This window comes from Paraburkholderia sp., from assembly GCF_036488505.1.
GTDB lineage: Bacteria > Pseudomonadota > Gammaproteobacteria > Burkholderiales > Burkholderiaceae > Paraburkholderia.
Genome location: NZ_DASXHN010000032.1, coordinates 1 through 23,966 on the forward strand (window position 1 = coordinate 1; position 23,966 = coordinate 23,966).

30 protein-coding genes and 1 pseudogene are annotated in these 23,966 nt (G+C 64.2%); 1 reads left to right on the top strand and 30 read right to left on the bottom strand.

Annotation, left to right across the window (positions count from 1 at the left end; translation table 11 throughout):
- The 3 genes and pseudogenes from VGH68_RS01960 to VGH68_RS01970 all read right to left on the bottom strand — a co-directional run.
- A pseudogene (locus VGH68_RS01960) lies at nucleotides 1–191 on the bottom strand (cytochrome bc complex cytochrome b subunit); the annotation flags it as partial.
- Entirely contained in the window at nucleotides 191–811 is a 621-nt protein-coding gene (petA, locus tag VGH68_RS01965; RefSeq protein WP_331601850.1) for a ubiquinol-cytochrome c reductase iron-sulfur subunit, read from the bottom strand. The gene petA and the pseudogene VGH68_RS01960, both read right to left, overlap by 1 nt.
- A gap of 219 nt (nucleotides 812–1,030) precedes the next feature.
- Complete coding sequence (locus VGH68_RS01970) at nucleotides 1,031–1,777, bottom strand: Nif3-like dinuclear metal center hexameric protein (protein ID WP_331601822.1); 747 nt, start codon at nucleotides 1,775–1,777, stop codon at nucleotides 1,031–1,033.
- A 19-nt stretch (nucleotides 1,778–1,796) separates the two neighbouring features.
- Between VGH68_RS01970 and VGH68_RS01975 the strand changes: the two genes are divergently transcribed.
- A complete protein-coding gene (locus VGH68_RS01975; RefSeq protein WP_331601823.1) occupies nucleotides 1,797–3,023 on the top strand; it encodes a Do family serine endopeptidase in 1,227 nt (408 codons plus the stop codon).
- Between the two features lie 194 nt (nucleotides 3,024–3,217).
- On the opposite strand, the gene tatC is transcribed toward VGH68_RS01975, so the two are convergent.
- The 27 genes from tatC to thiS form a co-directional block, all read right to left on the bottom strand.
- Entirely contained in the window at nucleotides 3,218–4,000 is a 783-nt protein-coding gene (tatC, locus tag VGH68_RS01980) for a twin-arginine translocase subunit TatC (protein WP_331601824.1), read from the bottom strand.
- Between the two features lie 34 nt (nucleotides 4,001–4,034).
- Complete coding sequence (gene tatB, locus VGH68_RS01985) at nucleotides 4,035–4,565, bottom strand: Sec-independent protein translocase protein TatB (RefSeq protein ID WP_331601825.1); 531 nt, start codon at nucleotides 4,563–4,565, stop codon at nucleotides 4,035–4,037.
- 48 nt (nucleotides 4,566–4,613) lie between these two features.
- A complete protein-coding gene (gene tatA, locus VGH68_RS01990) occupies nucleotides 4,614–4,856 on the bottom strand; it encodes a Sec-independent protein translocase subunit TatA (RefSeq protein WP_331601826.1) in 243 nt (80 codons plus the stop codon).
- A gap of 317 nt (nucleotides 4,857–5,173) precedes the next feature.
- On the bottom strand, nucleotides 5,174–5,539 hold the full coding sequence (locus VGH68_RS01995; protein ID WP_331601827.1) for a histidine triad nucleotide-binding protein: 366 nt from the start codon (nucleotides 5,537–5,539) through the stop codon (nucleotides 5,174–5,176).
- A gap of 90 nt (nucleotides 5,540–5,629) precedes the next feature.
- Nucleotides 5,630–6,025 carry a hypothetical protein gene (locus tag VGH68_RS02000; protein WP_331601828.1) on the bottom strand — a complete coding sequence of 132 codons (396 nt, stop codon included), beginning with the start codon at nucleotides 6,023–6,025 and terminating at the stop codon, nucleotides 5,630–5,632.
- Nucleotides 6,026–6,194: 169 nt separating this feature from the next.
- Nucleotides 6,195–6,599, bottom strand: coding sequence for a phosphoribosyl-ATP diphosphatase (locus tag VGH68_RS02005; RefSeq protein ID WP_331601829.1), 405 nt, complete (start codon nucleotides 6,597–6,599; stop codon nucleotides 6,195–6,197).
- Nucleotides 6,596–7,006: a phosphoribosyl-AMP cyclohydrolase gene (hisI, locus tag VGH68_RS02010; RefSeq protein ID WP_331601830.1), complete on the bottom strand. Its 411-nt coding sequence runs from the start codon at nucleotides 7,004–7,006 to the stop codon at nucleotides 6,596–6,598. The genes VGH68_RS02005 and hisI overlap by 4 nt, the downstream gene beginning before the upstream one ends.
- A gap of 1 nt (nucleotide 7,007) precedes the next feature.
- Entirely contained in the window at nucleotides 7,008–7,781 is a 774-nt protein-coding gene (hisF, locus tag VGH68_RS02015; RefSeq protein ID WP_331601831.1) for an imidazole glycerol phosphate synthase subunit HisF, read from the bottom strand.
- 292 nt (nucleotides 7,782–8,073) lie between these two features.
- Nucleotides 8,074–8,826: a 1-(5-phosphoribosyl)-5-[(5-phosphoribosylamino)methylideneamino]imidazole-4-carboxamide isomerase gene (gene hisA, locus VGH68_RS02020; RefSeq protein WP_331601832.1), complete on the bottom strand. Its 753-nt coding sequence runs from the start codon at nucleotides 8,824–8,826 to the stop codon at nucleotides 8,074–8,076.
- Nucleotides 8,827–9,007: 181 nt separating this feature from the next.
- Nucleotides 9,008–9,649 (bottom strand): imidazole glycerol phosphate synthase subunit HisH, encoded by a 642-nt coding sequence (gene hisH, locus VGH68_RS02025; protein WP_331601833.1) that lies wholly within the window; start codon nucleotides 9,647–9,649, stop codon nucleotides 9,008–9,010.
- A 181-nt stretch (nucleotides 9,650–9,830) separates the two neighbouring features.
- Nucleotides 9,831–10,418 carry an imidazoleglycerol-phosphate dehydratase HisB gene (gene hisB, locus VGH68_RS02030; protein WP_331601834.1) on the bottom strand — a complete coding sequence of 196 codons (588 nt, stop codon included), beginning with the start codon at nucleotides 10,416–10,418 and terminating at the stop codon, nucleotides 9,831–9,833.
- A 116-nt stretch (nucleotides 10,419–10,534) separates the two neighbouring features.
- The gene (hisC, locus tag VGH68_RS02035) at nucleotides 10,535–11,605 is read right to left on the bottom strand and encodes a histidinol-phosphate transaminase (RefSeq protein ID WP_331601835.1); all 1,071 of its coding nucleotides are present in this window, start codon (nucleotides 11,603–11,605) and stop codon (nucleotides 10,535–10,537) included.
- A 181-nt stretch (nucleotides 11,606–11,786) separates the two neighbouring features.
- Nucleotides 11,787–13,112 carry a histidinol dehydrogenase gene (gene hisD, locus VGH68_RS02040; protein ID WP_331601836.1) on the bottom strand — a complete coding sequence of 442 codons (1,326 nt, stop codon included), beginning with the start codon at nucleotides 13,110–13,112 and terminating at the stop codon, nucleotides 11,787–11,789.
- A 58-nt stretch (nucleotides 13,113–13,170) separates the two neighbouring features.
- Nucleotides 13,171–13,869 carry an ATP phosphoribosyltransferase gene (hisG, locus tag VGH68_RS02045; protein ID WP_331601837.1) on the bottom strand — a complete coding sequence of 233 codons (699 nt, stop codon included), beginning with the start codon at nucleotides 13,867–13,869 and terminating at the stop codon, nucleotides 13,171–13,173.
- Nucleotides 13,866–15,227, bottom strand: a complete 1,362-nt coding sequence (gene murA, locus VGH68_RS02050; protein WP_414696880.1) for a UDP-N-acetylglucosamine 1-carboxyvinyltransferase — start codon at nucleotides 15,225–15,227, stop codon at nucleotides 13,866–13,868. The genes hisG and murA overlap by 4 nt, the downstream gene beginning before the upstream one ends.
- Before the next feature lie 13 nt (nucleotides 15,228–15,240).
- A complete protein-coding gene (locus VGH68_RS02055) occupies nucleotides 15,241–15,480 on the bottom strand; it encodes a BolA family protein (protein ID WP_331601839.1) in 240 nt (79 codons plus the stop codon).
- Nucleotides 15,481–15,493: 13 nt separating this feature from the next.
- The gene (locus tag VGH68_RS02060) at nucleotides 15,494–16,258 is read right to left on the bottom strand and encodes an ABC transporter permease (RefSeq protein WP_331601840.1); all 765 of its coding nucleotides are present in this window, start codon (nucleotides 16,256–16,258) and stop codon (nucleotides 15,494–15,496) included.
- Nucleotides 16,255–17,187, bottom strand: coding sequence for an ABC transporter ATP-binding protein (locus VGH68_RS02065; RefSeq protein ID WP_331601841.1), 933 nt, complete (start codon nucleotides 17,185–17,187; stop codon nucleotides 16,255–16,257). The genes VGH68_RS02060 and VGH68_RS02065 overlap by 4 nt, the downstream gene beginning before the upstream one ends.
- Before the next feature lie 192 nt (nucleotides 17,188–17,379).
- Entirely contained in the window at nucleotides 17,380–17,691 is a 312-nt protein-coding gene (locus tag VGH68_RS02070; RefSeq protein ID WP_331601842.1) for an STAS domain-containing protein, read from the bottom strand.
- Nucleotides 17,688–18,320, bottom strand: a complete 633-nt coding sequence (locus tag VGH68_RS02075) for an ABC transporter substrate-binding protein (protein ID WP_331601843.1) — start codon at nucleotides 18,318–18,320, stop codon at nucleotides 17,688–17,690. Before VGH68_RS02075 ends, VGH68_RS02070 begins: the two co-directional genes overlap by 4 nt.
- A gap of 113 nt (nucleotides 18,321–18,433) precedes the next feature.
- The gene (locus tag VGH68_RS02080; RefSeq protein WP_331601844.1) at nucleotides 18,434–19,477 is read right to left on the bottom strand and encodes a VacJ family lipoprotein; all 1,044 of its coding nucleotides are present in this window, start codon (nucleotides 19,475–19,477) and stop codon (nucleotides 18,434–18,436) included.
- Between the two features lie 11 nt (nucleotides 19,478–19,488).
- Complete coding sequence (gene mlaD, locus VGH68_RS02085; protein ID WP_331601845.1) at nucleotides 19,489–20,016, bottom strand: outer membrane lipid asymmetry maintenance protein MlaD; 528 nt, start codon at nucleotides 20,014–20,016, stop codon at nucleotides 19,489–19,491.
- Between the two features lie 94 nt (nucleotides 20,017–20,110).
- Nucleotides 20,111–20,878, bottom strand: a complete 768-nt coding sequence (mlaE, locus tag VGH68_RS02090; RefSeq protein WP_331601846.1) for a lipid asymmetry maintenance ABC transporter permease subunit MlaE — start codon at nucleotides 20,876–20,878, stop codon at nucleotides 20,111–20,113.
- Nucleotides 20,875–21,696 (bottom strand): ABC transporter ATP-binding protein, encoded by an 822-nt coding sequence (locus VGH68_RS02095; RefSeq protein WP_331601847.1) that lies wholly within the window; start codon nucleotides 21,694–21,696, stop codon nucleotides 20,875–20,877. The genes mlaE and VGH68_RS02095 overlap by 4 nt, the downstream gene beginning before the upstream one ends.
- A gap of 95 nt (nucleotides 21,697–21,791) precedes the next feature.
- Nucleotides 21,792–22,895 carry a thiamine phosphate synthase gene (gene thiE, locus VGH68_RS02100; protein WP_331601848.1) on the bottom strand — a complete coding sequence of 368 codons (1,104 nt, stop codon included), beginning with the start codon at nucleotides 22,893–22,895 and terminating at the stop codon, nucleotides 21,792–21,794.
- The gene (locus tag VGH68_RS02105) at nucleotides 22,892–23,707 is read right to left on the bottom strand and encodes a thiazole synthase (RefSeq protein ID WP_331601849.1); all 816 of its coding nucleotides are present in this window, start codon (nucleotides 23,705–23,707) and stop codon (nucleotides 22,892–22,894) included. Before VGH68_RS02105 ends, thiE begins: the two co-directional genes overlap by 4 nt.
- A gap of 50 nt (nucleotides 23,708–23,757) precedes the next feature.
- Entirely contained in the window at nucleotides 23,758–23,955 is a 198-nt protein-coding gene (gene thiS, locus VGH68_RS02110; RefSeq protein WP_331601851.1) for a sulfur carrier protein ThiS, read from the bottom strand.
- Nucleotides 23,956–23,966: the final 11 nt, after the last annotated feature.

Genomic DNA, 23,966 nt, shown 5'->3' on the forward strand with positions numbered 1-23,966 from the left:
GTGAGGAAGATGCCGGTGACGATCTGGTTGACCAGCACGAGCAGCGAAAGTGAACCGAAGAAGTACCAGAAGTTGAAATTCTTCGGCGTGTAGTACTCGGAAACGTGCTTCTTCCAGGTGGAAGTCATCGGGAAGCGCCGATCGATCCAGCCAGTCAGCCCGGTCGTCTCTACTTCGTGTTCGCTCGCCATTACGCTTCTCCTTTCTCGTCCTTCCCGATCACGAGCGCCGTCGGCGACGTGAACATGAAACGCGGGATGTCGAGATTCTGCGGGGCGGGTTTGTTCTTGAAGACGCGCCCGGCCATGTCGTAGGTCGAGCCGTGGCAAGGACACAGAAAACCGCCTGGCCAGTCGTCGGGCAGGTTGGCCTGCGGGCCCTCCTGGAAGCGGGGCGTTGGCGTGCAGCCCAGATGCGTGCAAACGGCGACTGCCACCAGCAGATGCTTATTCTCCGCGCGCGAACGGAATTCGTTGTTGCAGTACTCCGGCAGCGGCATGGAGAACGGATTCTTCGTGTGGGGGTCCGCCACCATGTTGTCCGCTTTCTGCACGTCGGCGAGCATCCGGTCCGTGCGATTGATGACCCACACCGGTTTGCCACGCCAGGCGACGGTCATCATGTCGCCGGGTTTGAGACTGCTGAAATCGACATCGACCGGGGCACCCGCGGCCTTGGCTTTCTCGGATGGTGCAAACGAACTAACAAAGGGTACGACAACGGCAACTCCTCCTACGCCGCCTGCTACGGTCGTCGCTACCAGCCAGTTACGGCGGCTGCCATCGACGCGTTTATCTTCCTTGTCTCGCATCACACGCCCCACTTCTGAGTTGGATTTTTCCTTCACGTCGGTTCTACCGCCGCTAGTTTGCGCGAATGGAGTCGCCATTTACAAGGGCCGATCGCCAAAAACCGTGCGAACCCATTGATAACTCAGGGTTTCTCCGTACCGATCGCAAACTTTTTCGCACCTCCTTTTAAGTGCCTTCTACGCTATTCGCGCTTTTTTCTTCGCGAATGCAATGCGCAATTAAACCGGATTCGAGATATCAACGAACAGATGTTCGATATCGAACGATTCGGACAGATGCTTGCCCACCGCCTGCACGCCGAAGCGTTCGGTCGCATGGTGGCCAGCCGACAAAAACGCGACGCCGCTCTCGGCCGCCGTATGCATCACCGACTCGGACACCTCGCCAGTCACGAAGACGTCGGCGCCCGCCGCGATCGCCGAGTCGAACATGCTTTGCGCGGCGCCCGTGCACCAGCCGACGCGGCGCAACTGACGATCCGGATCGCCGAACACGAGCGGCGTGCGCCCGAGCGTCTGTTCGATTTCCACGGTGAGATGCGACAGCGTGATCGGCATCGGCAACGTGGCGAGCCAGCCGAGTTCGTTGTCGCCGAAACGCGCGTCGCTGATCCACCCCATCTTCTCGCCGATCTGCGCGTTGTTGCCGAACACCGGGTGATCGTCGAGCGGCAGGTGGTAGGCGAACAGGTTCAGGTCGTTCGCGAGCAGCAGCTTCAGGCGCGCGTGCTTGCGGCCGGTGATCGGCGCCGCCTCGTTGCGCCAGAAGTAGCCGTGATGGACCAGCACGGCGTCGGCGCCCCAATCGAGGGCCGCTTCCAGAAAGGCCACCGACGCGGTCACGCCAGTGGCGAGCTTGTTGACCCGGCGGCGCCCTTCGACCTGCAATCCGTTGGGACAGTAGTCCTTGAACCGAGCGATTTGGAGAAGGTTGTTCAAGTACAATTCAAGTTCGATCCGATCCATATATCCCTCTAGTCTTCAGATGCTTAGACGCTTTTGGCTGTTTTTTGCCCAAGCGGTGACTGTGCTGTTGGCGCTGATGTTCATCATTGCGACCCTCAAACCGCAGTGGCTGCAGCGTCAAGGGCAGTTCGGCAGGCAGCTCGCCGAACCGATCGTCGCGCTGCGGGAAGTGGCGCCAGGCGTCAGCAATGGCCATGCCGAGGCGTCCTATGCCGATGCGGCGCAAAAGGCCATGCCCGCGGTCGTCAACGTGTTCTCCAGCAAGGATGGCTCGCTGCCTCCCGACCCGCGAGCGAAAGACCCGTTGTTCCGTTACTTCTTCGGCGACCGGAACAATCGCAAGCAGCAGGACCAGCCGGCCTCGAACCTGGGTTCAGGCGTGATAGTGAGTTCGGAAGGCTACATTCTAACGAACCAGCACGTCGTGGACGGCGCCGATCAGATCGAAGTTGCGCTCGCCGACGGCCGCACCGCCAGCGCAAAGGTCATCGGCATCGATCCCGAAACCGATCTGGCGGTGCTCAAAATCAATCTGACGCATCTGCCCACCATCACGCTCGGCCGCATGGAGCAGGCGCATGTCGGCGACGTGGTACTGGCGATCGGCAATCCGTTCGGCGTCGGTCAGACCGTGACGATGGGCATCGTCAGCGCGCTCGGGCGCAACCATCTGGGCATCAATACGTTCGAAAACTTTATCCAGACTGACGCGGCGATCAACCCCGGCAATTCCGGCGGTGCACTCGTCGACGTGGACGGCAACCTGCTCGGCATCAACACCGCGATCTACTCGCGCTCGGGCGGCTCTCTGGGCATCGGTTTCGCGATTCCGGTGTCCACCGCGCGCAGTGTGCTGGAGAGCATCATCACGACCGGCTCGGTCACGCGCGGCTGGATCGGCGTCGAGCCGCAAGACGTTACGCCGGAAATCGCCGAGTCGTTCGGGCTCGATCAGAAGTCGGGTGCGATCGTCGCGGGAGTGCTCAAGAGCGGCCCGGCGGACCGCGCGGGAATCAAGCCCGGCGACATCCTGGTTAGCGTGAACGGCCAGGAGATCACCGATACGACGCGTCTGCTGAACGTGATTGCGCAGATCAAGCCAGGGACGTCGGCGAAGGTGCACCTAGTGCGCAAGGGCCGTCAGATCGACCTCGATGTGATGATCGGCAAACGCCCGCCGCCGCCGAAGCAGGCAGACGACGACAACGGCGGCGGCGGTGATCAGCCGGACGATGAGGGCGGTTGAGGGTTCAGAGCGCTAAAAGCGCCGCTCGCGAAGTGCGTGCTACGCCAGCGGTGTCAGGTAGCCCACGAGCGACGGCCAGTTCAAGCGTCGACATAACAAGAAGGGCAGTCCGCAATGGACTGCCCTTTTCATTCGCTCACGGCTTCTCACCGCCACGGCCCCGCGCGCAACGCACACGGTGCGAACTCGCCGGCTCAACTCGACGGCGGACTCGCCTCTTCGACCGGCACCGGACGTTTGCCGGCAAACAACCGCGCCGCGACGATGCCAGCTTCGTACAGCACGATCAGCGGAACCGCGAGGATCAGCTGCGAAAACACGTCCGGCGGCGTGACGACGGCCGACACGATGAACGCGCCGACGATCACATACGGACGGATTTCCTTCAGCTTCTTCAGCGTGACCACGTTCATGCGGACCAGCAGCACGACGACGATCGGGACCTCGAATGTCACGCCGAACGCGAGGAACATCGTTAGAACAAAGCTGAGGTAATTGTCGATATCCGTCGTCATCTCCGCGCCGAGCGGCGCGTTGTAGTGCGCCATCACGCGGAAGATGGTCGGGAACACGACGAAGTACGCGAACGCCATCCCGCACAGGAACAGCGTATAGCTACTCGCCACCAAGGGCGCGACCAGTCTCTTCTCGTGCTGGTACAGCCCGGGAGCGACGAATGCCCAGATCTGATACAGCACGACCGGCAACGCGATCACGAACGCGACCAGCATCGTGACCTTCATCGGCACGAAGAATGAGCCGGTCACGTCGGTGACGATCATCTTGCCGTCCTTCGGCAGGTTCATCATCAGCGGACGGGCAAGCAGCCGAAAGATGTCCGGCGCCCAGTACACGAGCCCAAGGAACACGACAATGACCGCGAGGCCCGCCCGGATAATGCGGTCACGCAGTTCGACGAGGTGGGAAATGAAGGTCTCTTCGGCGCCTTCGGTCTGGGATTGCTGGGGGTCGCTCACGCCGGCCCTCGGTTAGAGATTGTCGTTCTGATCATCAGAAAAACCGCGTCGGACGACGCAGGGTGGCGGGCGTATGCCGCGCGACGCGCGCGGCGCCCGACTGCACGCGCGTGCGGCGCAGGCTTGCACGCTTGTACCAGGTGGGTGTGGCGCTTTGCTTGAGGCGCCAGTTCTTGCGTTTTGGCGCGACGGCCGGCGTGCTGATCGGCCACGACGTCGCGCCCGTGCTGCTGCCGGCGTCTTCGAGCGCACTGCCGGCGATGCTCGGCGATACCGACGTGCCGCTGTTCCAGGCTGCGTTCAGCTCATTCTCATGCTTGCGCAGATTGTCCTGCACCGAAGTTTCGACATTGCTCGCGGCCTTCTCAAACTCGGTCTTCATGCGCCGCAGTTCGTCGAGCTCGATTTCGCGCGTGACCTCGGCTTTCACGTCGTTGATGTACCGCTGCGCGCGGCCGAACAGCGCGCCGGCCGTGCGGGCGACTCGCGGCAGACGCTCAGGCCCGAGGACGACCAGCGCGACGACGCCGATCAGCGCCATCTTGGTTAGACCGAGGTCCAGCATGAAGGGGGGTGTCCGTCAGTAACGCGGGAGCGGCTGGAGTGCCGCGGCTTAGCGGTAATCGCTCGAATGCGGCGTCTTTTCCTTCGCCTCGACGTCCACCGCGCCGTTGCGCGGCAGTTCGCGCTGCTGCTGCGTATCCGCTTCCGGCGATTCGGCTTCCTTCATGCCTTCCTTGAAGCCCTTCACCGCGCCGCCCAGATCGGTGCCGATATTGCGCAGTTTCTTCGTGCCGAACACGAGCGCCACGATCAACAGCACGATCAACCAATGCCAAATGCTCAACGAACCCATGACTTCTCTCCTTAGCCCCAACACCGCACCGGAATGCGGAAAATTTCGTGCGCCTTACGGCGTAATCTGAAGCGCGGGCGCCAAGTCTCGTACTTCCGCTCCGCTTCGTCTCCCACTATCTCTACGTTACCGCAGCCCGTCCCGATTTGCTGCCGATACACCCTCCGGCCAACCGGTGTCATTCATTGTGGCCGAACGACCGCGTCGACGTTATTACAGATGCGCAAAAAACCCCGGCGGCGCTATTGTCCTCGACCAAAAACCCCGACGGCTCGCCCATGTCGCGCATCACGCGTGGCCCGAACCGCACTCGCCGCTCAGCCCATGCGTTGCCAGGGGCGCGGTCCCGCGAGAATGTGCGCGTGCAGGTGATACACCTCCTGCCCTCCGCCTGGCCCGGTATTGATGACCGTGCGAAAACCGGTTTCGCCGCCGGTATACGCAACGCCGAGCTGGTCGGCCAGACGCGCGGTTAAAACGAGCATTCTACCAAGCAGAGGCACGTCGCTTTCGGTGCAGTTCGACAGCGTCGCGATGTGCTTGCGCGGAATGACGAGCACATGAGTTTCGGCCGCCGGACGGATGTCGCGGAAGGCGATGAACTCGTCGTCTTCATGCACTTTGGTGGACGGGATTTCGCCAGCGGCGATCTTGCAGAAAAGGCAGTTCGGATCGTGACTCATCGTATTCCTGACACGGCATGACGGAAGCGCGAAGCGTGACCGCAACGAGATCCGACCGAAAACCGGCCCATGAAACGGACCGGACGGCGTTCAGACCCAGCCGCGCGGATTCGCGAACGGCTTGTTATCGTACAGATAGAGCCAGCCTTTGATAATACGGTACAACATCCAGATGCTGACGGCCCACAGCACCGGAACGCCGATCAGCACGAGCAGCAGCAGCGCACCGATCGCGTAGCCGACGAGGCCCATCCAGAACGTGCGGATCTGCCATTCGAAATGCGCTTCGTACGGCGTGCCGGCCACGTCCGCCCGCTTCACATAGTTGATGATGATCGCGATCAGAATGGTCAGTCCGCCCGTCAGCCAGTGCACCGCGTAGAGTCCGTAGAGCACATGAGTCAGCGTTCGCAGGCCGCGCTGGCGTTCAGGCTCCATCGCATGGCGGTAGACCGGCGGCGGATAGCTTTCTTGCGACTGTTCCATGCTTGCGTCCTCCCGGGGGTGCATTAATCCGCAATATGGGCGCCGGCGTTCGCGACTTCAAGCGCAAATGCCGATTTGGCGAGCTCGTTTGCCGCTGGTGGCCGGCGAACCGCCAGCAGTCGCCGTCGATCGCAGCTCCGTCGCCGCTCGATTACCGCTCGCTCGCCGCTCAGTCGCCGTTGCGCTCCCGATCGCGGCTCTTGCGCAGCGCCTTTTCCTCGATGCCCGATAAACCTTCGCGTCGCTCGAGTTCGGCGATCACGTCGGCCGGGCTCAGATCGAAATGCGACAGCATCACGAGGCAATGAAACCACAGGTCCGCGACCTCACCGACCAGCGCCTTCGGCGCGCCGCCCTGGCGCGCGTCCTTCGCGGCCAGCACCACCTCGGTGGCTTCCTCGCCGATCTTCTTCAGCACGGCGTCGTCGCCCTTGTGGAACAGGCGCGACACGTACGAGGTGTCCGGATTGCCGCCCTTGCGGCTGTCGATGATCGCCGCGAGACGCAGCAGCGTATCTAATGTCGATGCGGACGTGGCGGCGGACCTAGCTTCGGTTTGCGTGGATTGCGTCATTTGTAGATCTGTTCGGGGTCTTTCAGCACGGGATCGACGGCCAGCCAGTCGCCGTCGTCCACCGAGCCTTCGAATTTCTGGAAAAAGCACGAGTGGCGGCCTGTGTGACACGCGATACCCGCCACCTGCTCGACCTTCAGCAGCACGACGTCCTCGTCGCAATCGAGCCGCACCTCATGCACGTGCTGCACATGGCCCGACTCCTCGCCCTTGAACCACAGGCGCTGGCGCGAGCGCGAGAAATACACCGCGCGGCCGGTCTCGACCGTTTTCGCCAATGCATCACGGTTCATCCACGCGAACATCAGCACGTCGTTCGTCGACGCTTCCTGCGCGATCACCGGCACGAGGCCGTTCGCGTCCCACTTCACCTTGTCGAGCCAGCTCACTGCCGAGAGATTCGTCACGTCACATCCTCACCGAAATGCCCTGATCGGCCATAAAGCGCTTCGCCTCGCCGACCGTATGTTCGCCATAGTGGAAGATGCTCGCGGCGAGCACCGCGTCCGCGTGACCGTCCCTGATGCCGTCGGCGAGATGCTGCAGGTTGCCGACGCCGCCCGACGCGATCACTGAGACCGGCACCGCGTCCGAGACCGCGCGCGTCAGCGCGAGATCGAAGCCGCTCTTGGTGCCGTCGCGATCCATGCTGGTGAGCAGAATTTCACCCGCGCCGAGTTCGGCCATCTTGCGCGCCCATTCGATCGCGTCGAGTCCGGTCGCTTTGCGACCGCCGTGCGTGAACACTTCCCAACGCGGCGTTGCACCGTCCGCCGACACGCGCTTCGCGTCGATCGCGACGACGATGCATTGCGAGCCGTATCTGTCGGTGGCGTCCTTCACGAGCTGCGGATTCGCGACCGCCGACGAGTTCATGCTGATCTTGTCCGCGCCGGCATTGAGCAGCCGCCGCACGTCTTCGACCGCGCGCACGCCACCGCCGACCGTCAGCGGGATGAACACCTGCGAGGCGACCGCTTCGATGATCGGCAGGATCAGGTCGCGCTGATCCGAGGTCGCGGTGATGTCGAGGAAGGTGAGTTCGTCGGCGCCCTGATCGTCGTAACGGCGCGCGATTTCGACAGGGTCGCCCGCGTCGCGCAGTTCGACGAAGTTGACGCCCTTGACGACCCGGCCAGCGGTGACGTCGAGACAGGGGATGATGCGTTTAGCTAGAGCCATGATCGTGCAATTCTGCCAATGCCGCTGATGAGGCCGCTCGCCAACGGGGCAAGCGGCACGGTGCCGGCGCGAGAACGCGGGTCAGCCGCGTCGCGCCACGAGAGGAGTTCCGCCCGACCCGATGTCGGGCGAAGCGTCGGGCCCGTGCTGATCAACGCGCGCATCGCCAGAGCCGCCGTTGACCTGTGCGCCGCGGGGAAGGGGACACCCGGCGCGATGCCAGCGCACCGCGGCTATCTCGCGAAGCCTGCGCGCCGGGCCGATCAATCTGCCGATGCGCGGCGGCGCTGCGTCAAGCGTCGTCCGATTCGCGCAGCCGGTCCGCGAGCGTTTGCGCTGCCGTGAAGTCGAGGTCGCCCGAATAGATCGCGCGGCCGCAGATCACGCCTTCGATGCCTTCGTCTTCGACTTCGCACAACGACTCTATGTCCGCGAGATTCGACAGGCCGCCGCTTGCGATCACCGGAATCTTCACCGCGCGCGCGAGGCGCACCGTCGCCTCGATATTGATGCCTTGCAGCATGCCGTCGCGGCCGATGTCGGTATAGATGATCGATTCGCAGCCGTAGTCCTCGAACTTGCGCGCGAGGTCGGCCACTTCGTGACCGGTCAGCTTGCTCCAGCCGTCGGTCGCGACCTTGCCGTCTTTCGCATCGAGACCGACGATGATGTGGCCACCGAAGGCGGTGCACGCGTCCTGCAGAAAGCCTGGATTCTTCACCGCCGCCGTGCCGATGATCACGTACGACAGGCCGTCGTCCAGATAGCGCTCGATCGTGTTCAGATCGCGGATGCCGCCGCCCAGTTGCACGGGAATCCGGCCGGCCACTTCGTCGATGATCGCCCGGATTGCATCGCCGTTCTTCGGCTTGCCGGCGAACGCGCCGTTCAGATCGACGAGATGCAGACGACGCGCGCCGCGGTCGACCCAATGTCGGGCCATTGCCGCCGGTTCCTCGGAGAAAATCGTCGCCTGGTCCATATCGCCCTGTTTGAGGCGTACACACTGACCATCTTTCAGGTCGATGGCGGGAATCAGCAGCATAGCAATCGGGTGGTGTGTGGGAGTGGGTTGAAGGTCGGCGGCAACGGCTGGCCAGCCAGCGCGCCGAAACGCCGTTTCGCTAGTTTAGTACAACTCTTACCGCGCTCCAGCGAGGCGCCGGTCTGCAGCCAGATCGTGGCGCCGCGCTGCTCGCGCGCGGCAACGGGAAGAAGAAAGACGTTCACGGGTTCCAGTGCACGAAGTTGCGATACACGCGCAAACCCGCGTCGGCGCTCTTTTCGGGATGGAATTGCGTGGCGAAGATGTTATCTCGCGCTACCGCCGACGTAAATGCGACGCCATACACCGTCTCACCCGACGTATGGGCTGGATTGTCCGGCACCACGTAATAGCTGTGCACGAAGTAGAAGAACGCGTTGTCGGCGACGCCATCCCACAGCGGATGGCGCGCTGCCTGGCGCACGCGGTTCCAGCCCATCTGCGGGACCTTGAAGCGTGAGCCGTCGTCCTGCAACTGGCGTTCGAGTTCGAAACGCAGCACCTTGCCCGGCAACAGACCGAGACCCGGTGTGGCGCCCTCGGCGCTCCAGTCGAACAGCATCTGTTCGCCGACGCACACGCCCATCAGCGGCTTGCTGCGCGACGCGTCGACGACCGCTTCCTGCAAGCCGGACGCAGCGAGACTACGCATGCAGTCGGGCATCGCGCCCTGCCCGGGCAGCACCACGCGATCGGCCGCGCGGATCGCTTCGGGCCGGTCGACGATCGCCACGTCCGCTTCCGGTGCGGCCTTGCGCAACGCCTGGGCCACCGAACGCAGGTTGCCCATTCCGTAATCCACAATCGCTATCGAAGTTTTCATTTCAAGTTTGGCCGCCACGTCTTCGATCCATCGATGCGGGCACGCGGCGTCGAACGATGGTTGCCGGCTCGCACGGCGCTGCCTGGTGGCTCGCTAAAGGTGAGTGGCGTGAAGATGCCAGCGGCGATGAAAGACGATGAGAGGCTCGTTAAAGACTCGTTAAAGGCTGAATAGAGGCGCGTTAAAGACTGCCCTTGGTCGACGGAATCTGTCCGGCCGCGCGCTCGTCGAGTTCGACGGCCATGCGCAGCGCGCGCCCGAACGCCTTGAATACCGTTTCGAGCTGATGGTGCGCGTTGATGCCGCGCAGATTGTCGACATGCAGGGTGACGCCAGCATGGTTCACGAAGCCGCGGAAGAATTCGATCGACAGGTCGACGTCGAACGTGCCGATGCGCGCGCGCGTGAACGGTACGTGGAATTCGAGGCCCGGACGGCCGGAAAAGTCGATCACGACGCGCGACAACGCTTCGTCGAGCGGCACGTACGAATGGCCATAGCGGCGGATACCCTTTCGATCGCCGATCGCCTTCGCGACGGCCTGGCCGAGCGTGATGCCGGTGTCTTCCACGGTATGGTGGTCGTCGATATGCAGGTCCCCATGCGCTTCTATCTCGAGGTCGAACAGCCCGTGGCGGGCGATCTGGTCGAGCATGTGATCCAGGAACGGCACGCCGGTGGCCAGCTTCTGCTGACCGGTGCCGTCCAGGTTGATCTTGGCACGGATCTGCGTTTCGCTGGTGTGGCGAACGACTTCCGCAAGGCGCATGGTAATTCCTCGAATCCGGCTAGAAAGCGCGAGTATGTTGGGGTGAAAAAAATGGCGGACCGCCCGGTGCTGCGGAATCCGTGCTGCAAATCAGCGCTGCCGGTTGGTGCTGCAAATCAGCGCAGCACCAGTTTCAGGCCGGCCAGCAACTGGGCGTTTTCTTCCGGTGAACCGACGGTCAAACGCACGCAATTGACCAGCGATGGATGCATTTTACTCACGTTTTTGATCAAAACCCGCGCGGTTAGCAGGGTTTCGAACAGCACCGATGCATCCGGCACACGCACCAGCAGGAAGTTGCCGGCGCTCGGGAACACTTCGGCGCCCGGCAGCGCGGCGACCGCCTGCGCGAGTTTCGCGCGCTCGTCGCGCAATTGCGCGGCCTGCGCATCGAGGATGCCGACGTGATCGAGCAGAAAATCGGCGGTGGCCTGCGTGAGTACGTTGGTGTTGTACGGCGGGCGCACCTTATCGAATTCGGTGAGCCACGCGGGCTTGCCGACCAGATAGCCCAGCCGGATGCCGGCGAGGCCCAGCTTCGACACCGTGCGCATCACGACCACGTTGTCGAACTGGTCGGCACGCGGCAGCCAGCTCTTCTGCGCGAACGGCTGATACGCCTCGTCGATCACGATCAGGCTGCGGCTCGCCGCGGCGATGATGCGCTCGATATCGGCGTCGTCGTACAGCGTGCCAGTCGGGTTGTTCGGATACGCGAGATAAACGATCGCCGGTTCGTGCTCGGCGATCGCCGCGAGCATCGCTTCGGTATCGAGCGTGAAATCGGTCTTCAACGGCACGCCGACGAATTCGAGATTCGCCAGCTTGGCGGACATCTGATACATCACGAAGCCCGGCACCGGCGCGAGCACCTTCGCGCCCGGCTTCGCGCACGCGACCGAGATGATGCTGATGATTTCGTCCGAGCCGTTGCCGAGCAGCACGTCGCAGCCGGCGGGCACACCCATCACATGACGGATCCGCTCGATCAACGCTTCCGGACGTGGTGCCGGATAGCGGTTCAGCGCGACGCCGGCCAGACGCTCGCCGAGCTGCGCGGCCAGCTCCGACGGCAGGGCAAACGGGTTTTCCATCGCGTCGAGCTTGATAAAGCCTGTGGCGTCCGGCACCGGATAGCTCGTCATTGCAAGCACGTCGCGGCGGATGATGTCTTGAGGTGTCGTCATAGGTGTGTGCCCGGGCCATGCGGGAGCGCCGGCCTTGCGTCGGCGGCGGATGGCCGCGCTGGTTGGTCTGTGTGCTCGTTGTAAATGGGGCGCGCGGTTGGCGCCCCTTGCTTGCGCCGCTTCGCCGCTGCCGGCTCGACTTCGCCGCGCGGCGGTTTTCTCGGGATCCGCGTCAGCCGCGTTAGTTATTGTGCTGCCGCATCCGGTATTCGGCGCTGCGTGCATGCGCCTGCAGCCCTTCGCCATACGCGAGTTCGGCGGCGATCTCGCCGAGCGTCTGCGCGCCTTCCGCGCTGACTTCGATCAGACTCGAACGCTTGAAGAAATCATAGACGCCGAGCGGCGACGAAAAACGCGCGGTGCGCGAAGTCGGCAGCACGTGATTGGGGCCCGCGCAATAGTCGCCCAGGCTCTCGCTCGTGTAGCGGCCGAGGAAGATCGCGCCCGCATGGCGGATGTGTTGCGCCCACTGATGCGGCTCCAATGCCGAGATTTCGAGGTGCTCGGGCGCGATGTCGTTGACGATCCCGCACGCTTCGGCCATGTCGCGCACCTTGATCAGCGCGCCGCGGTTTTCGAGCGACGTACGGATCACGTCGCGGCGCGGCAGCGTCGGCAGCAGTTCGTCGATCGCTTCGTGCACGCGCGTGATGAACGCATCGTCTGGGCACAGCAGGATCGACTGCGCGAGTTCGTCGTGTTCGGCTTGCGAGAACAGGTCCATCGCGACCCAGCGCGGATCGGTCGTACCGTCGCACAGCACGAGGATTTCCGACGGCCCGGCGATCATGTCGATGCCGACCGTGCCGAACACACGGCGCTTCGCCGACGCGACGTACGCATTGCCGGGGCCACAGATCTTATCGACCGCCGGCACCGTCTGCGTGCCGTACGCGAGCGCGCCGACCGCCTGCGCGCCGCCGATCGTGAACACCCGGTCGACCCCACCAAGCAGTGCCGCGGCCAGCACCAGCGGATTTTTCACGCCGTCCGGCGTCGGCACGACCATCACGATCTCGCGCACGCCGGCTACCCGCGCCGGGATCGCGTTCATCAGCACCGACGACGGATAGGCGGCCTTGCCGCCCGGCACATAGATGCCCGCGCGATCGAGCGGCGTTACCTTCTGACCGAGCACCGTGCCGTCCGCCTCGGTGTACTGCCAGCTATGGCTGCCGCATTCGATCTTCTGCTTCTCGTGATAGCCGCGCACCCGCGCCGCCGCCGCTTCGAGCGACGCGCGCCGCTTCGGCTCGAGACTTTCAAGCGCCGCTTCCAGCTCCGTCATCGGCAGCTCGAGTTCGGCGACGCTCTTCGCATCGAGGCGGTCGAAGCGGTTCGTGTAGTCGAGCACCGCGTCGTCGCCGCGCGCCTTCACGTCGTTCAGAATCTGCGCGACCGAGCGCTCGATGGCTTCGTCTTCGCTCGCCTCGAACGCGAGCACCGCATGCAGCGACTTGTGGAAGCCGGCAGCGGTGGAATCGAGTTTGCGAATCTTGATGGACATACAGGTATCCGTTTCGGTAAGGCGCGCGCGTGCCAGGTAGTCGGATTGCGATCGCCGCTCAGGCAGCCTGCGCGCCGGCTTTGGATGCGCTGGCGAACGCATCGAGAATCGGCCGCAAAGCGGCGCGTTTCAACTTCAGCGCGGCCTGGTTCACCACGAGGCGCGACGAAATCTGCATGATCTCCTCCACCTCGACCAGATTGTTCGCGCGCAGCGTATTGCCCGAGCTGACCAGGTCGACGATCGCGTCGGCGAGGCCAACCAGCGGCGCGAGTTCCATCGAACCATACAGCTTGATCAGGTCGACGTGCACGCCCTTGGCGGCAAAGTGCTCGCGCGCGGTTTCAACGTACTTGGTTGCGACGCGCAGGCGGGCGCCCTGGCGCACCGCGTTCGCATAATCGAAACCCGCGGCTACCGCGACCGACATGCGGCAGCGCGCAATGTCCAGATCGACCGGCTGATACAGACCGCTGCCGCCATGCTCGAGCAGCACGTCCTTGCCGGCCACGCCGAAATCGGCCGCGCCGTACTCGACGTAGGTCGGCACGTCGGTCGCGCGCACGATGATGACGCGCACGTTCGCGTCGGTGGTCGGCAGGATCAGCTTGCGCGACGTTTCCGGGTCTTCCGCGACCTCGATGCCGGCCGCCGCGAGCAGCGGCAGCGTTTCTTCAAAGATACGCCCTTTCGACAACGCCAGCGTGAGCGGCGCGCTCACCGCCGGTGACGACGACGTTTGCGGCATCGAACTCATGCCGCGCTCCCGGCAACCCGGCGCACTTTCGCGCCGATCGCGTTCAGCTTGGTTTCCATCCGGTCATAGCCGCGATCGAGGTGATAGATACGATCGATCAGCGTTTCACCATCGGCGCGCAGCGCGGCGATCACGAGGCTCGCGGACGCGCGCAGATCGGTGGCCATCACCTTCGCGCCGGATAGCTTTTCGACGCCGCTCACGAGCGCGGTGTTGCCGTCGATCGTGATGCTCGCGCCGAGGCGGTTCAGCTCCTGCACGTGCATGAAGCGGTTTTCGAAGATCGTTTCGACGACCTGCGCGGTGCCGTGCGCGATCGCGTTCAGCGCCATGAACTGCGCCTGCATGTCAGTCGGAAACGCCGGGTATTCGGAGGTGCGGAACGTTACCGCGCTTGGACGCCTGTCCATGCGCACGCGCATCCAGTCGTCGCCTTCGTCGACCGTCACGCCCGCTTCGCGCAGCTTTTCGGTCACCGCTTCGAGCAGCAGCGGACGCATCTTGCGCAGCGTGACGTCGCCGCCGGCGGCCGCGACCGCGCACAGGAACGTGCCCGCTTCGATACGGTCCGGAATCACCGCGTGCTTCGCGCCGTGCAGCTTCTCGACGCCCTGGATCACGAGGCGGTCGGTGCCGATGCCGTCGATTTGCGCGCCCATCGCAACCAGCAGATGCGCGAGGTCGACCACTTCCGGCTCACGCGCGGCGTTTTCGATGACGGTCTCGCCGTCGGCCAGCACCGCCGCCATCAGCAGGTTCTCCGTGCCGGTCACGGTGATCATGTCGGTGACGATGCGCGCGCCCTTCAGACGCTTCGCGCGCGCTTCGATAAAGCCGTGCTCGATCGTGATCTCCGCGCCCATCGCCTGCAGGCCCTTGATGTGCTGATCGACCGGCCGCGCGCCGATCGCGCAGCCGCCCGGCAGCGACACGCGCGCATGACCGAAACGCGCGACCAGTGGGCCCAGCACGAGGATCGACGCGCGCATGGTCTTGACCATCTCGTACGGCGCGACGAGGTTATCGACCTTCGACGCATCGAGCGCCACGCGCCCTTCGCCCGCTTCGATGCGTACACCCATCTGGCCGAGCAGCTTGAGCATCGTGCGAACGTCTTGCAGATCGGGCACGTTCTCCAGGTGCACTGGCTCAGCGCTCAGCAGACCCGCGCACAGGATCGGCAATGCCGCATTCTTGGCGCCCGAGACGACAACTTCACCGGAGAGCGGGTAGCCACCTTCAATGATGAGTTTATCCATGCCTGTCGATTCCTGATCGGCCCGGGTCGCGCCCGCGGCCGCCTTGACTGTGTTCGGCGCGCCGCTCGCGGCGTCGCGCCCTTCCTGAGTAATTCGCACTAAATATCCAGATTTACGCGTTCTGCCATTCGGCGGGCGTCAGCGTCTTCATGCTGAGCGCGTGGATTTCTTCGCGCATGCGGTCGCCGAGCGCCGCGTACACGAGTTGATGTCGCTGGATCAGGCGTTTGCCTTCGAAGCTCGGCGAGACGATCGTCGCAAAAAAATGCTGACCATCGCCTTCGACTTCGAGATGCTCGCACGCGAGCCCAGCCGCGATGTACTGCTTGATCTGTTCTGGAGTCGGCAACATGAGAAGCTCCTCGTCAGTGACGCAGCTTGTAGCCGGTGGCGAGCATGCGCATCGCCACTGCGGCCAGCACCACGAAGAAACCGGCGACGATCGCCAGACTCACCCGCGGGTCGATATCCGACAACCCGAAGAAGCCGTAGCGAAAGCCGTCGATCATGTAGAAAAAGGGGTTGAGCCGCGACACCTCGCGCCACACCGGCGGCAGCGTGTGCGTCGAGTAGAACACGCCCGACAGGAACGTAAGCGGCATGATGAGAAAGTTCTGGAACGCCGCGAGCTGATCGAACTTCTCGGCCCAGATGCCGGCGATCAGGCCGAGCGTGCCGAGAATCGCCGCGCCGAACAGCGCGAACAGGATGATGTAGAGCGGCGCGCCGAAGCTCACTGGCACGAACCAGATCGTCACGATGAACACGCCAAAGCCGACGCACAGACCCCGCGCTACCGCCGCGAGCACGTACGCGGCGAACATCTCATAGTGCGACAGCGGCGGCAGCAGCACGAACACCAGGTTGCCGGTGATCTTCGACTGGATCAGCGACGACGAGCTATTCGCGAACGAGTTCTGCAGCACGCTCATCATTACGAGGCCCGGAATCAGGAAGCTGGTGTACTCGACGCCCGGATACACCTCGACATGCCCGCGCAGCGCATGGCCGAAAATCGTCAGATAAAGCAGCGCGGTGATGACCGGCGCGAGCACGGTCTGGAACGACACCTTCCAGAAGCGCAGCAGTTCTTTATAAAACAGCGTGGCAAATCCACTGTAGCCGCTCATGCAAGCCCCTCGATCACTTCCGGGCCGTTCATCACCTGAACGAACACGTCTTCGAGGTCGGCCTTGCGGACCTCGATTTCATCGAATGTACAACCCGCCGCGCGGCATTGCGCGAGGATACGCTCCACGTCGTCGTAGCTCGTCAGCCGCAGCAGATGCTGGCGCCCGTTGCCGTTGGTCGCGCCGCTTTCCGCCTCGAGCGGACGCAGCGCGGCGGGCAGCACGCCCTGCGCGAAGCGCACGAACAGTTGCATGCCGGCAAAACGCTGCAGCAGCGTGCTGGTGCGCTCTAGCGCGACCACTTCGCCACGGCGGAGCATGGCAATGCGGTCGCACAGCGATTCGGCTTCTTCGAGGTAGTGAGTGGTCAACACGATCGTGTGACCTTCGCGGTTCAGGCGGGAAATGAACTTCCACAGCGTTTGACGCAATTCGACGTCGACACCCGCGGTCGGCTCGTCGAGCACGATCACCGGCGGCCGGTGCACGAGCGCCTGCGCGACCAGCACGCGGCGCTTCATGCCGCCCGATAGCGCGCGCATGTTGGCGTCGGCTTTCTCCGTGAGGTCGAGATTGGCCATGATCTCGTCGATCCACGCGTCGTTGTTGCGCAGGCCGTAGTACCCGGACTGGATGCGCAAGGTTTCGCGCACCGTGAAGAAAGGATCGAACACGAGTTCCTGCGGCACCACGCCGAGCGCGCGGCGCGCATCGCGGAAATGGTCGACGACGTCATGGCCGCGCACCGCGATGCTGCCCTGGTCGGCGCGTGCGAGACCGGCCAGAATGCTGATCAGCGTGGTTTTGCCCGCACCGTTCGGACCGAGCAGCCCGAAGAACTCGCCTTCTTCGACCGTGAGGCTGACGCCCTTGAGCGCCTGCAACTCTTTATAGCGCTTCTTGACGTTACGAATTTCTATGGCTGACATGACTGTGGGCCGCGTGCGGCGCGGCACCTAAAGTAGCCCCGACCGGAGCTTTGGGGGCGAGCAACTGCTCGAAGAAACGGGTTCGAGGCCGATTCGGGGCCAATTCAACGCCCCAAAAAAACGTTTGATTATAGGGCAAAAACTGGCACCCCCGGCCCGGCCGGAAGCGTGGGAGATGACGCTAGGGGAGCGTCAATGTCGCGCCGACGCAACGATCTGCGTGGGAAGAAGCGTATCGACGCCGTAGGCTTGCGCGAGGCTCGCAAGACCGGCAGGCAGATTGACGATGTCGAATCGGGCGCCGCGCGCGGCCGCAGCGCGCACCCACGCGAGCAGCACCGCAAGCGCGGCCGAATCGAACTGCGCGAGCGGCGCGCAATCGACTCCAGCCGCACCCGCTGCGATGCGTTGCAGGCCCGCCGCGAGCGCGGCCTTCGCGCTCTCGTGGGTCAGCGTCGCGCCGCTTGTGAAGCGGTTCGCGACCGGGTTCAGCACCTCGCTCACGACTGCTTGCCCGCGGCCAGTTGCTGGTTGCGCTGGGTGAGGAACTGGATCAGTCCGTCCACGCCCTTCTGCTGGATCTGCTCGCTGAACTGCTGCTGGTAAGCCTGGATCAGCCATGCGCCCAGAACGTTGATGTCATACACGCGCCAGCCTTGCGGCGTCTTGTACAGACGGTAGTCGAGTTCGATCGGCGAGCCGTTGTTCAACACGACCGAGCGCACCACCGTGTCGGTGTCGTCCGGGTTCATGCGGAACGGCTTGTATTGGATCTGCTGGTCGCGAACCTGTGCGAGCGCGCCCGAATACGTGCGGATCAGCAGCATCTTGAACTGCTCGACCACCTGGTTCTGCTGCTCGGGCGTCGCGGTACGCCAGTTGCGGCCCATCGCAAGCTGGGTAGTGCGACGAAAATCGGTGTACGGCAGGATCTTTTCGTTGACGAGACGCGTGATGTGCGAGATGTCGCCCTGCTGGATCGACTTGTCGCTGCGGATTGCGTCGATTACCTGCTGGGTCACGGTCTTGACCATTACGTCGGGCGCGCTGGTGTCGACGGTTTGTGCTGACGCGCCGACGCTGATGAACGAGAACAACGCGGCAAACAACGGAATCAGGAAGAACTTTTTCATATTGAGCGGTACCTCGAAAATAGTGCAATGGTGCGATCGACCTTACCACGCGAGCTCGGCGGCAATCCATCCGCAAACTGCGAGAGTCGTATCGATCTGTTACGGCTGCACGTTCAACGCAATTTGAAGGACGGAAAGTTGAAACGCGTGGGCGGCACCAGCTGGTCGGCCGGAATCTGCGTCGTTTCCGGACCGCCGTTCAGGTCGAGCGGCGGTGTGCCGGCGCTGCCCGACGCGGGTTCGGGCGCCGCAGCCGACGCGCCCTGCGGTGTCGCCGCGGCCGCGCCCGATGCCGGCGCCGCTTTTGCCGCAGCACCCTGCGTACCCGCGGTGCCGGTCGCCCCGGCTGCCGGCGCGGCGGCCGCCCCTGCTCCCGCGCCGGAGTCTTCGTCGTACTTCGGCAGCGGCGCTTCCTCGTCGTAGTTCGGCAGTGCCTGCGGCCGGCGACGGTCATCCGACAGCAGATACTGACGGCGCTGCAGATACGCGTTACGCACGAACGAATACTTGTCGAGCGCGGCGCCCTCCAGCACGTCGCTCGCGCCGAGCAGATTCGCACGCACGTTGACGACGTTCAGCCCGTACAGCCCCCAGCTCAAGCCCGGCGGATCGATGTAGCTGACGGGGTTCACGTAGTAGTTGCCGATCGAGCCGACCGCGTCGCGCACCGTGCTCGGCCCGAACAGCGGCAGCACCAGGTACGGTCCGGGCGGCACGCCATAGTGGCCGAACGTGAGACCCAGGTCGTTCTCGTGCTTGGGCAGCTTCGCGAGCGTCGCGACGTCGAACAGGCCACCGACGCCGAACACCGTGTTGATCACGATCCGCATGATGTCCGACACCCCGTCGGCGATGCGCAGCTGCAGCAGGTTGTTCGCGGCGATGTACACGTCGCCGATGTTCGAGAAGAAGTTCGTCACGCTGTCGCGCACCGGCTGCGGCGTGGCCCAGACGTAACCCTTCGCGACCGGCTTCAGCGCGTACTGGTCAATCTTGTCGTTGACGGTGAAGATCGTGCGGTTGAAACCCTCTAACGGATCGCCCTTGGTCGGCGTTTCGACCGTCGCGCAACCGGCGAGCAGCGCCGCAGCCATCGCAACCTTGCCGAACTGGAAGACCCGCGCGCCGATGCGCGAGGTCTGCAGTGTGGTCTGCATTCTTGTTCTCCTTATTGACTGGCGCCCGCGGCAGGCGCGGCCGGCGCCGGTGCCGCCGCCGGCGCAGCGGGCTTCGCCGCGCCGGAATCCGCGGCCTTGCTATACAGGAACTGGCCGATCAGATTCTCCAGCACGATCGCCGATTGTGTCATCGAGATCGTATCGCCCGCCTTCAACATTTCCGTGTCACCGCCCGGTTCGAGGCCGATATATTGCTCGCCGAGCAGCCCGGAAGTCAGAATCTTCGCCGACGTGTCTTTCGGAAACGGGTACTGCTTGTCGATGTCGATCGTCACGAGCGCCTGGTACGCGTTGCTGTCGAAGCCGATCGAAGCGACCCGCCCGACGGTCACACCCGCGCTCTTCACCGGCGCGCGCGGCTTCAATCCGCCGATGTTGTCGAACTTCAGCTTGACCGGGTAGGTCGCCTGGAACGACAGTGAACTCATGTTGCCGGCCTTCAGCGCGAGAAACAGCAACGCGACGAAACCCAGCACTACGAACAGGCCGACCCAGAAGTCGAGAGCATTCTTTTTCATCGTCATCCCAAAGTGAATCCGCCGCGCCGTGGCTTACCGCCGCGCATCGCGCATCATGCGCCGCGGGCAGCCGGCACGCCGCGCGGCTTCAGTCTTAGCTGAACATCAGTGCGGTCAGCAGGAAATCGAGGCCAAGCACCGCGAGCGATGCGTACACGACCGTGCGGGTGGTCGCGCGCGACACCCCCTCCGGCGTCGGCTTCGCCTCATAGCCCTGAAACAGCGCGACAAAGGTCACCGCGAGGCCGAACACCACGCTCTTGATGACCCCGGCGCCAATATCGCGCCACACGTCGACGCCGCCTTGCATCTGCGACCAGAACGCGCCGGCATCGACGCCGATCAGCAGCACGCCGACCACGTAGCCGCCCAGGATACCGACCGCGCTGAAAATCGCCGCGAGGATCGGCATCGCGATGATGCCCGCCCACAGGCGCGGCGCGATCACGACCTTGACGGGATCCACGGCCATCATTTCCATCGCGGTGAGCTGCTCGCCCGCCTTCATCAGGCCGATCTCGGCAGTCAGCGACGTGCCCGCGCGGCCGGCGAACAGCAGCGCGGTAACCACCGGCCCGAGTTCGCGCACCAGCGACAGCGCGACCAGCAGCCCGAGCGCCTGCTCGGAGCCATAGCGATTGAGGGTGTAATAGCCTTGCAGACCGAGCACGAAGCCGACGAACAGCCCCGACACCGCGATGATCACGAGCGAATAATTACCGACGAAGTGGATCTGCTTCGTGACAAGACGCGGACGGCGCAGCAGCGGGAACAGCTCGAGCACCAGCCGTAGAAAGAAGCGCGTCGCATAGCCGGCGGTACCGAGCCCGCTGATCACCGAGCGACCGATCGCACTGATCATGACTGGCCTCCGCCGATGCCGAAATCCGCGCCGAGCGGCGTTTGCGTCGGGTAGTGGAATCTGAACGGGCCGTCCGGCGCGCCGTCGATGAACTGCCGCACGGTCGGATCGGTCGACGCGCGCAGTTCCTCAGGCGTACCCTCGGCGAGCACGCCGCCGTTGGCGAGAAAGTAGACGTAATCCGCGATCGCGAACGATTCCGGCACGTCGTGCGTGACGAGAATCGACGTCGCGCCGAGCGCCCGGTTCAGCGTGCGGATCAGGTTCGCGGTGATGCCAAGGGAAATCGGATCGAGACCGGCGAACGGCTCGTCGTACATCATCAGTTCAGGGTCGAGCGCGATCGCGCGCGCAAGCGCCACGCGCCGTGCCATGCCGCCCGAGATTTCCGACGGCAGCAGATCACGCGCGCCGCGCAGCCCGACCGCGTTGAGCTTCATCAGCACGAGGTCGCGCAGCAGTTCTTCCGGGAGATCGGTGTGCTCGCGCAGCGAGAAGGCGACGTTTTCGAACACCGACATGTCAGTGAAGAGCGCGCCGAATTGAAACAGCATGCCCATCTTGCGGCGCAGCGCATAGAGACCTTCGCGCGTCTGCTCGCCGATGTCCTGACCGTGGAACAGGATCTGGCCGCGCTGTGCGCGCACGAGGCCGCCGATCAGCCGCAGCACCGTGGTCTTGCCGCAGCCCGAACCGCCCATGACCGCGACGACCTGCCCGCGGCGAAAGCGCAGATTCAGCTTGGACAGAACGAGCCGGTCGCTGTAACCAAAGTCGACGTCGCGCAGTTCGAGTAAGGTCTCGGCGGAGGAGGGCACCAAAACTGACAATCCTTTTACAGGGGAGGCCGAATTATAGGGCCATCATGCAAAAGTTGCCGTGAGGTGCCCCGTCCCTTGACGAATGCCGACGATTATTGCGTAAACCCTTGTTGCAGTGCAGAAACTGCGGCGGCCGGATCGGCCGCTTCGGTCACTGCCCGGACCACGGCCGCGCAGCCCACGCCTGTCGCGAGCACCTGAGGCAGCACCTGCAGATCGATTCCGCCGATCGCGACGAGCGGCACGACGCCGTCGAGCAGCCGCACGTAGCGCGCAAGACGCTTCAGGCCCTGTGGCGCCGTCGGCATCACCTTGGTGGTGGTCGGAAAGACGGCGCCCAACGCAATGTAACTCGGCCGGAAATGCAGCGCCTTGAGTATTTCGTAGAAACCGTGCGTCGACAGACCGACCCGGATGCCCGCGTCGGCCAGCGCCGCGAGGTCCGCCGTATGCACGTCTTCCTGGCCGAGGTGCACGCCATACGCGCCCGCCTCGATTGCGGCGTGCCAGTGGTCGTTGATGAACACTTGCGCGTCGTGCGCGCGGCCGGCCGCCACGCAGCGGGCGATTTCGCGATTGAGCTCGTCGCGGGGTTCGGCCGACTTGCGGCGCAACTGCACCGTCTTCACGCCGAAGCCCACCACCCGCTCCACCCAGTCCGCAGTCGGCAGCACCGGGTACAGGCCCAGCCTTTCCGGGCAATCCGGGAACGCCTGTGCCGGTGCAGCAGGCAGGTCTAGCAGACGGGGAAAGCGAGCAAGGTCGCACGGGAACGCATCGCCGGCGCGGGTTTCGTCGCCATCGCGCCATGCCAGCGCCAGCACAAGCGCATCATGCGGATCGAAACCGCAATCGAGGAATGCGGCCAGCGCGGCGATCCAGTCTTCCGCCAGATCACCTTCGAGCGCGTACTTCTCGCCGCCCAGATGCAGTGTGGCGCGATTCTGAGCGGCCTCGATCACGCCGGCGCCCCGGGTGAGCCAGCGCGCTACCTGCTCGCCATGCTGCTGCGCGTCGGCGATCACGATCAGGTCGCCGCCGTTCGGCTCGTCCGGCGCGGTCAGGCAGATGCGCCACGGCGCGTGCGTGGGCGGCCAGTCGCCGAGACGCGCGCGAATGCGCTCGGTGGCTTCGACGAGTTCGTCGGCGGGCGGCCAGAACAGGTCTCGGTTCTTCAACGTTAAAGACTGTGTCATGTGGCGCTCCCATCCTGATGCCAGAACGGCATGCCGACCACCGGTGTGCTCGCGTGCGCACTTTCGCGCTCGGCCATCGGCCCTGCAAGATATGCTTCGCGGCCCGCTTCGACGCCCAGCGCGAATGCGCGCGCCATCGCGTCGGGGTGCGTCGCCTGCGACACCGCCGTGTTCAGCAGCACGCCATCGAAGCCCCACTCCATCACCTGCGCCGCGTGCGACGGCACGCCGAGTCCGGCATCGACGATCAGCGGCACATCGGGCAGCCGCTCGCGCAGTACTCGCAGCCCGTACGGATTGATCACGCCTTTGCCGGTGCCGATCGGCGCGCCCCACGGCATCAACGCCTCGCAGCCGGCGTCGAGCAGACGGCGGCCGATCACCAGATCTTCGGTGCAATACGGCAGTACCTTGAAGCCATCCTTGACGAGCCGCGCGGCCGCCTCGATCAGGCCGACCGGGTCGGGCTGCAGCGTGTAGTCGTCGCCGATCAGTTCGAGCTTGACCCAATCGGTTTCGAAGATTTCACGCGCCATCTGCGCGGTCGCCACCGCCTCGCCGACGCTCAGGCAGCCGGCGGTGTTCGGCAACAGCGGCACCCCGTGGCGTTTGAGCAGATCGAAAAAGCCGGCCCCGGCGTTGCCGTCGTTCATCTGGCGGCGCAGCGCGACGGTCACCATGCCGGGGCGCGCCGCGTCGATCGAATCCGACAGCGACTGCAGCGACGGATAGCGCGAGGTGCCTAGCAGCACGCGGCTCGCGAAAGTCTGGCCGTACAGCGTGAGCGCGTCGGCGGTTTGGGGGGAAGTCATTTGCATCATCCTGGTTTGCGGCAAGGCAAGGCGGGGCAAGGTGGAGCGGCTTAGCCGCCGGCCACGGGTTGCACGACATCGAGCCGGTCGCCCGGTTGCAGCGCGCGCGCCGCATGTTGAGTGCGGGCGACGAAATCGCCGTTCAGCGCGACCGCAAACGGCGGACGTGCGCCGAAAGCGGTGAGCGCATCGGCGACAGTCGCGCCTTCGGGCAGCGACAACGGCTTCTGATTGATATGAATGTCCATGGTGTTCGAAT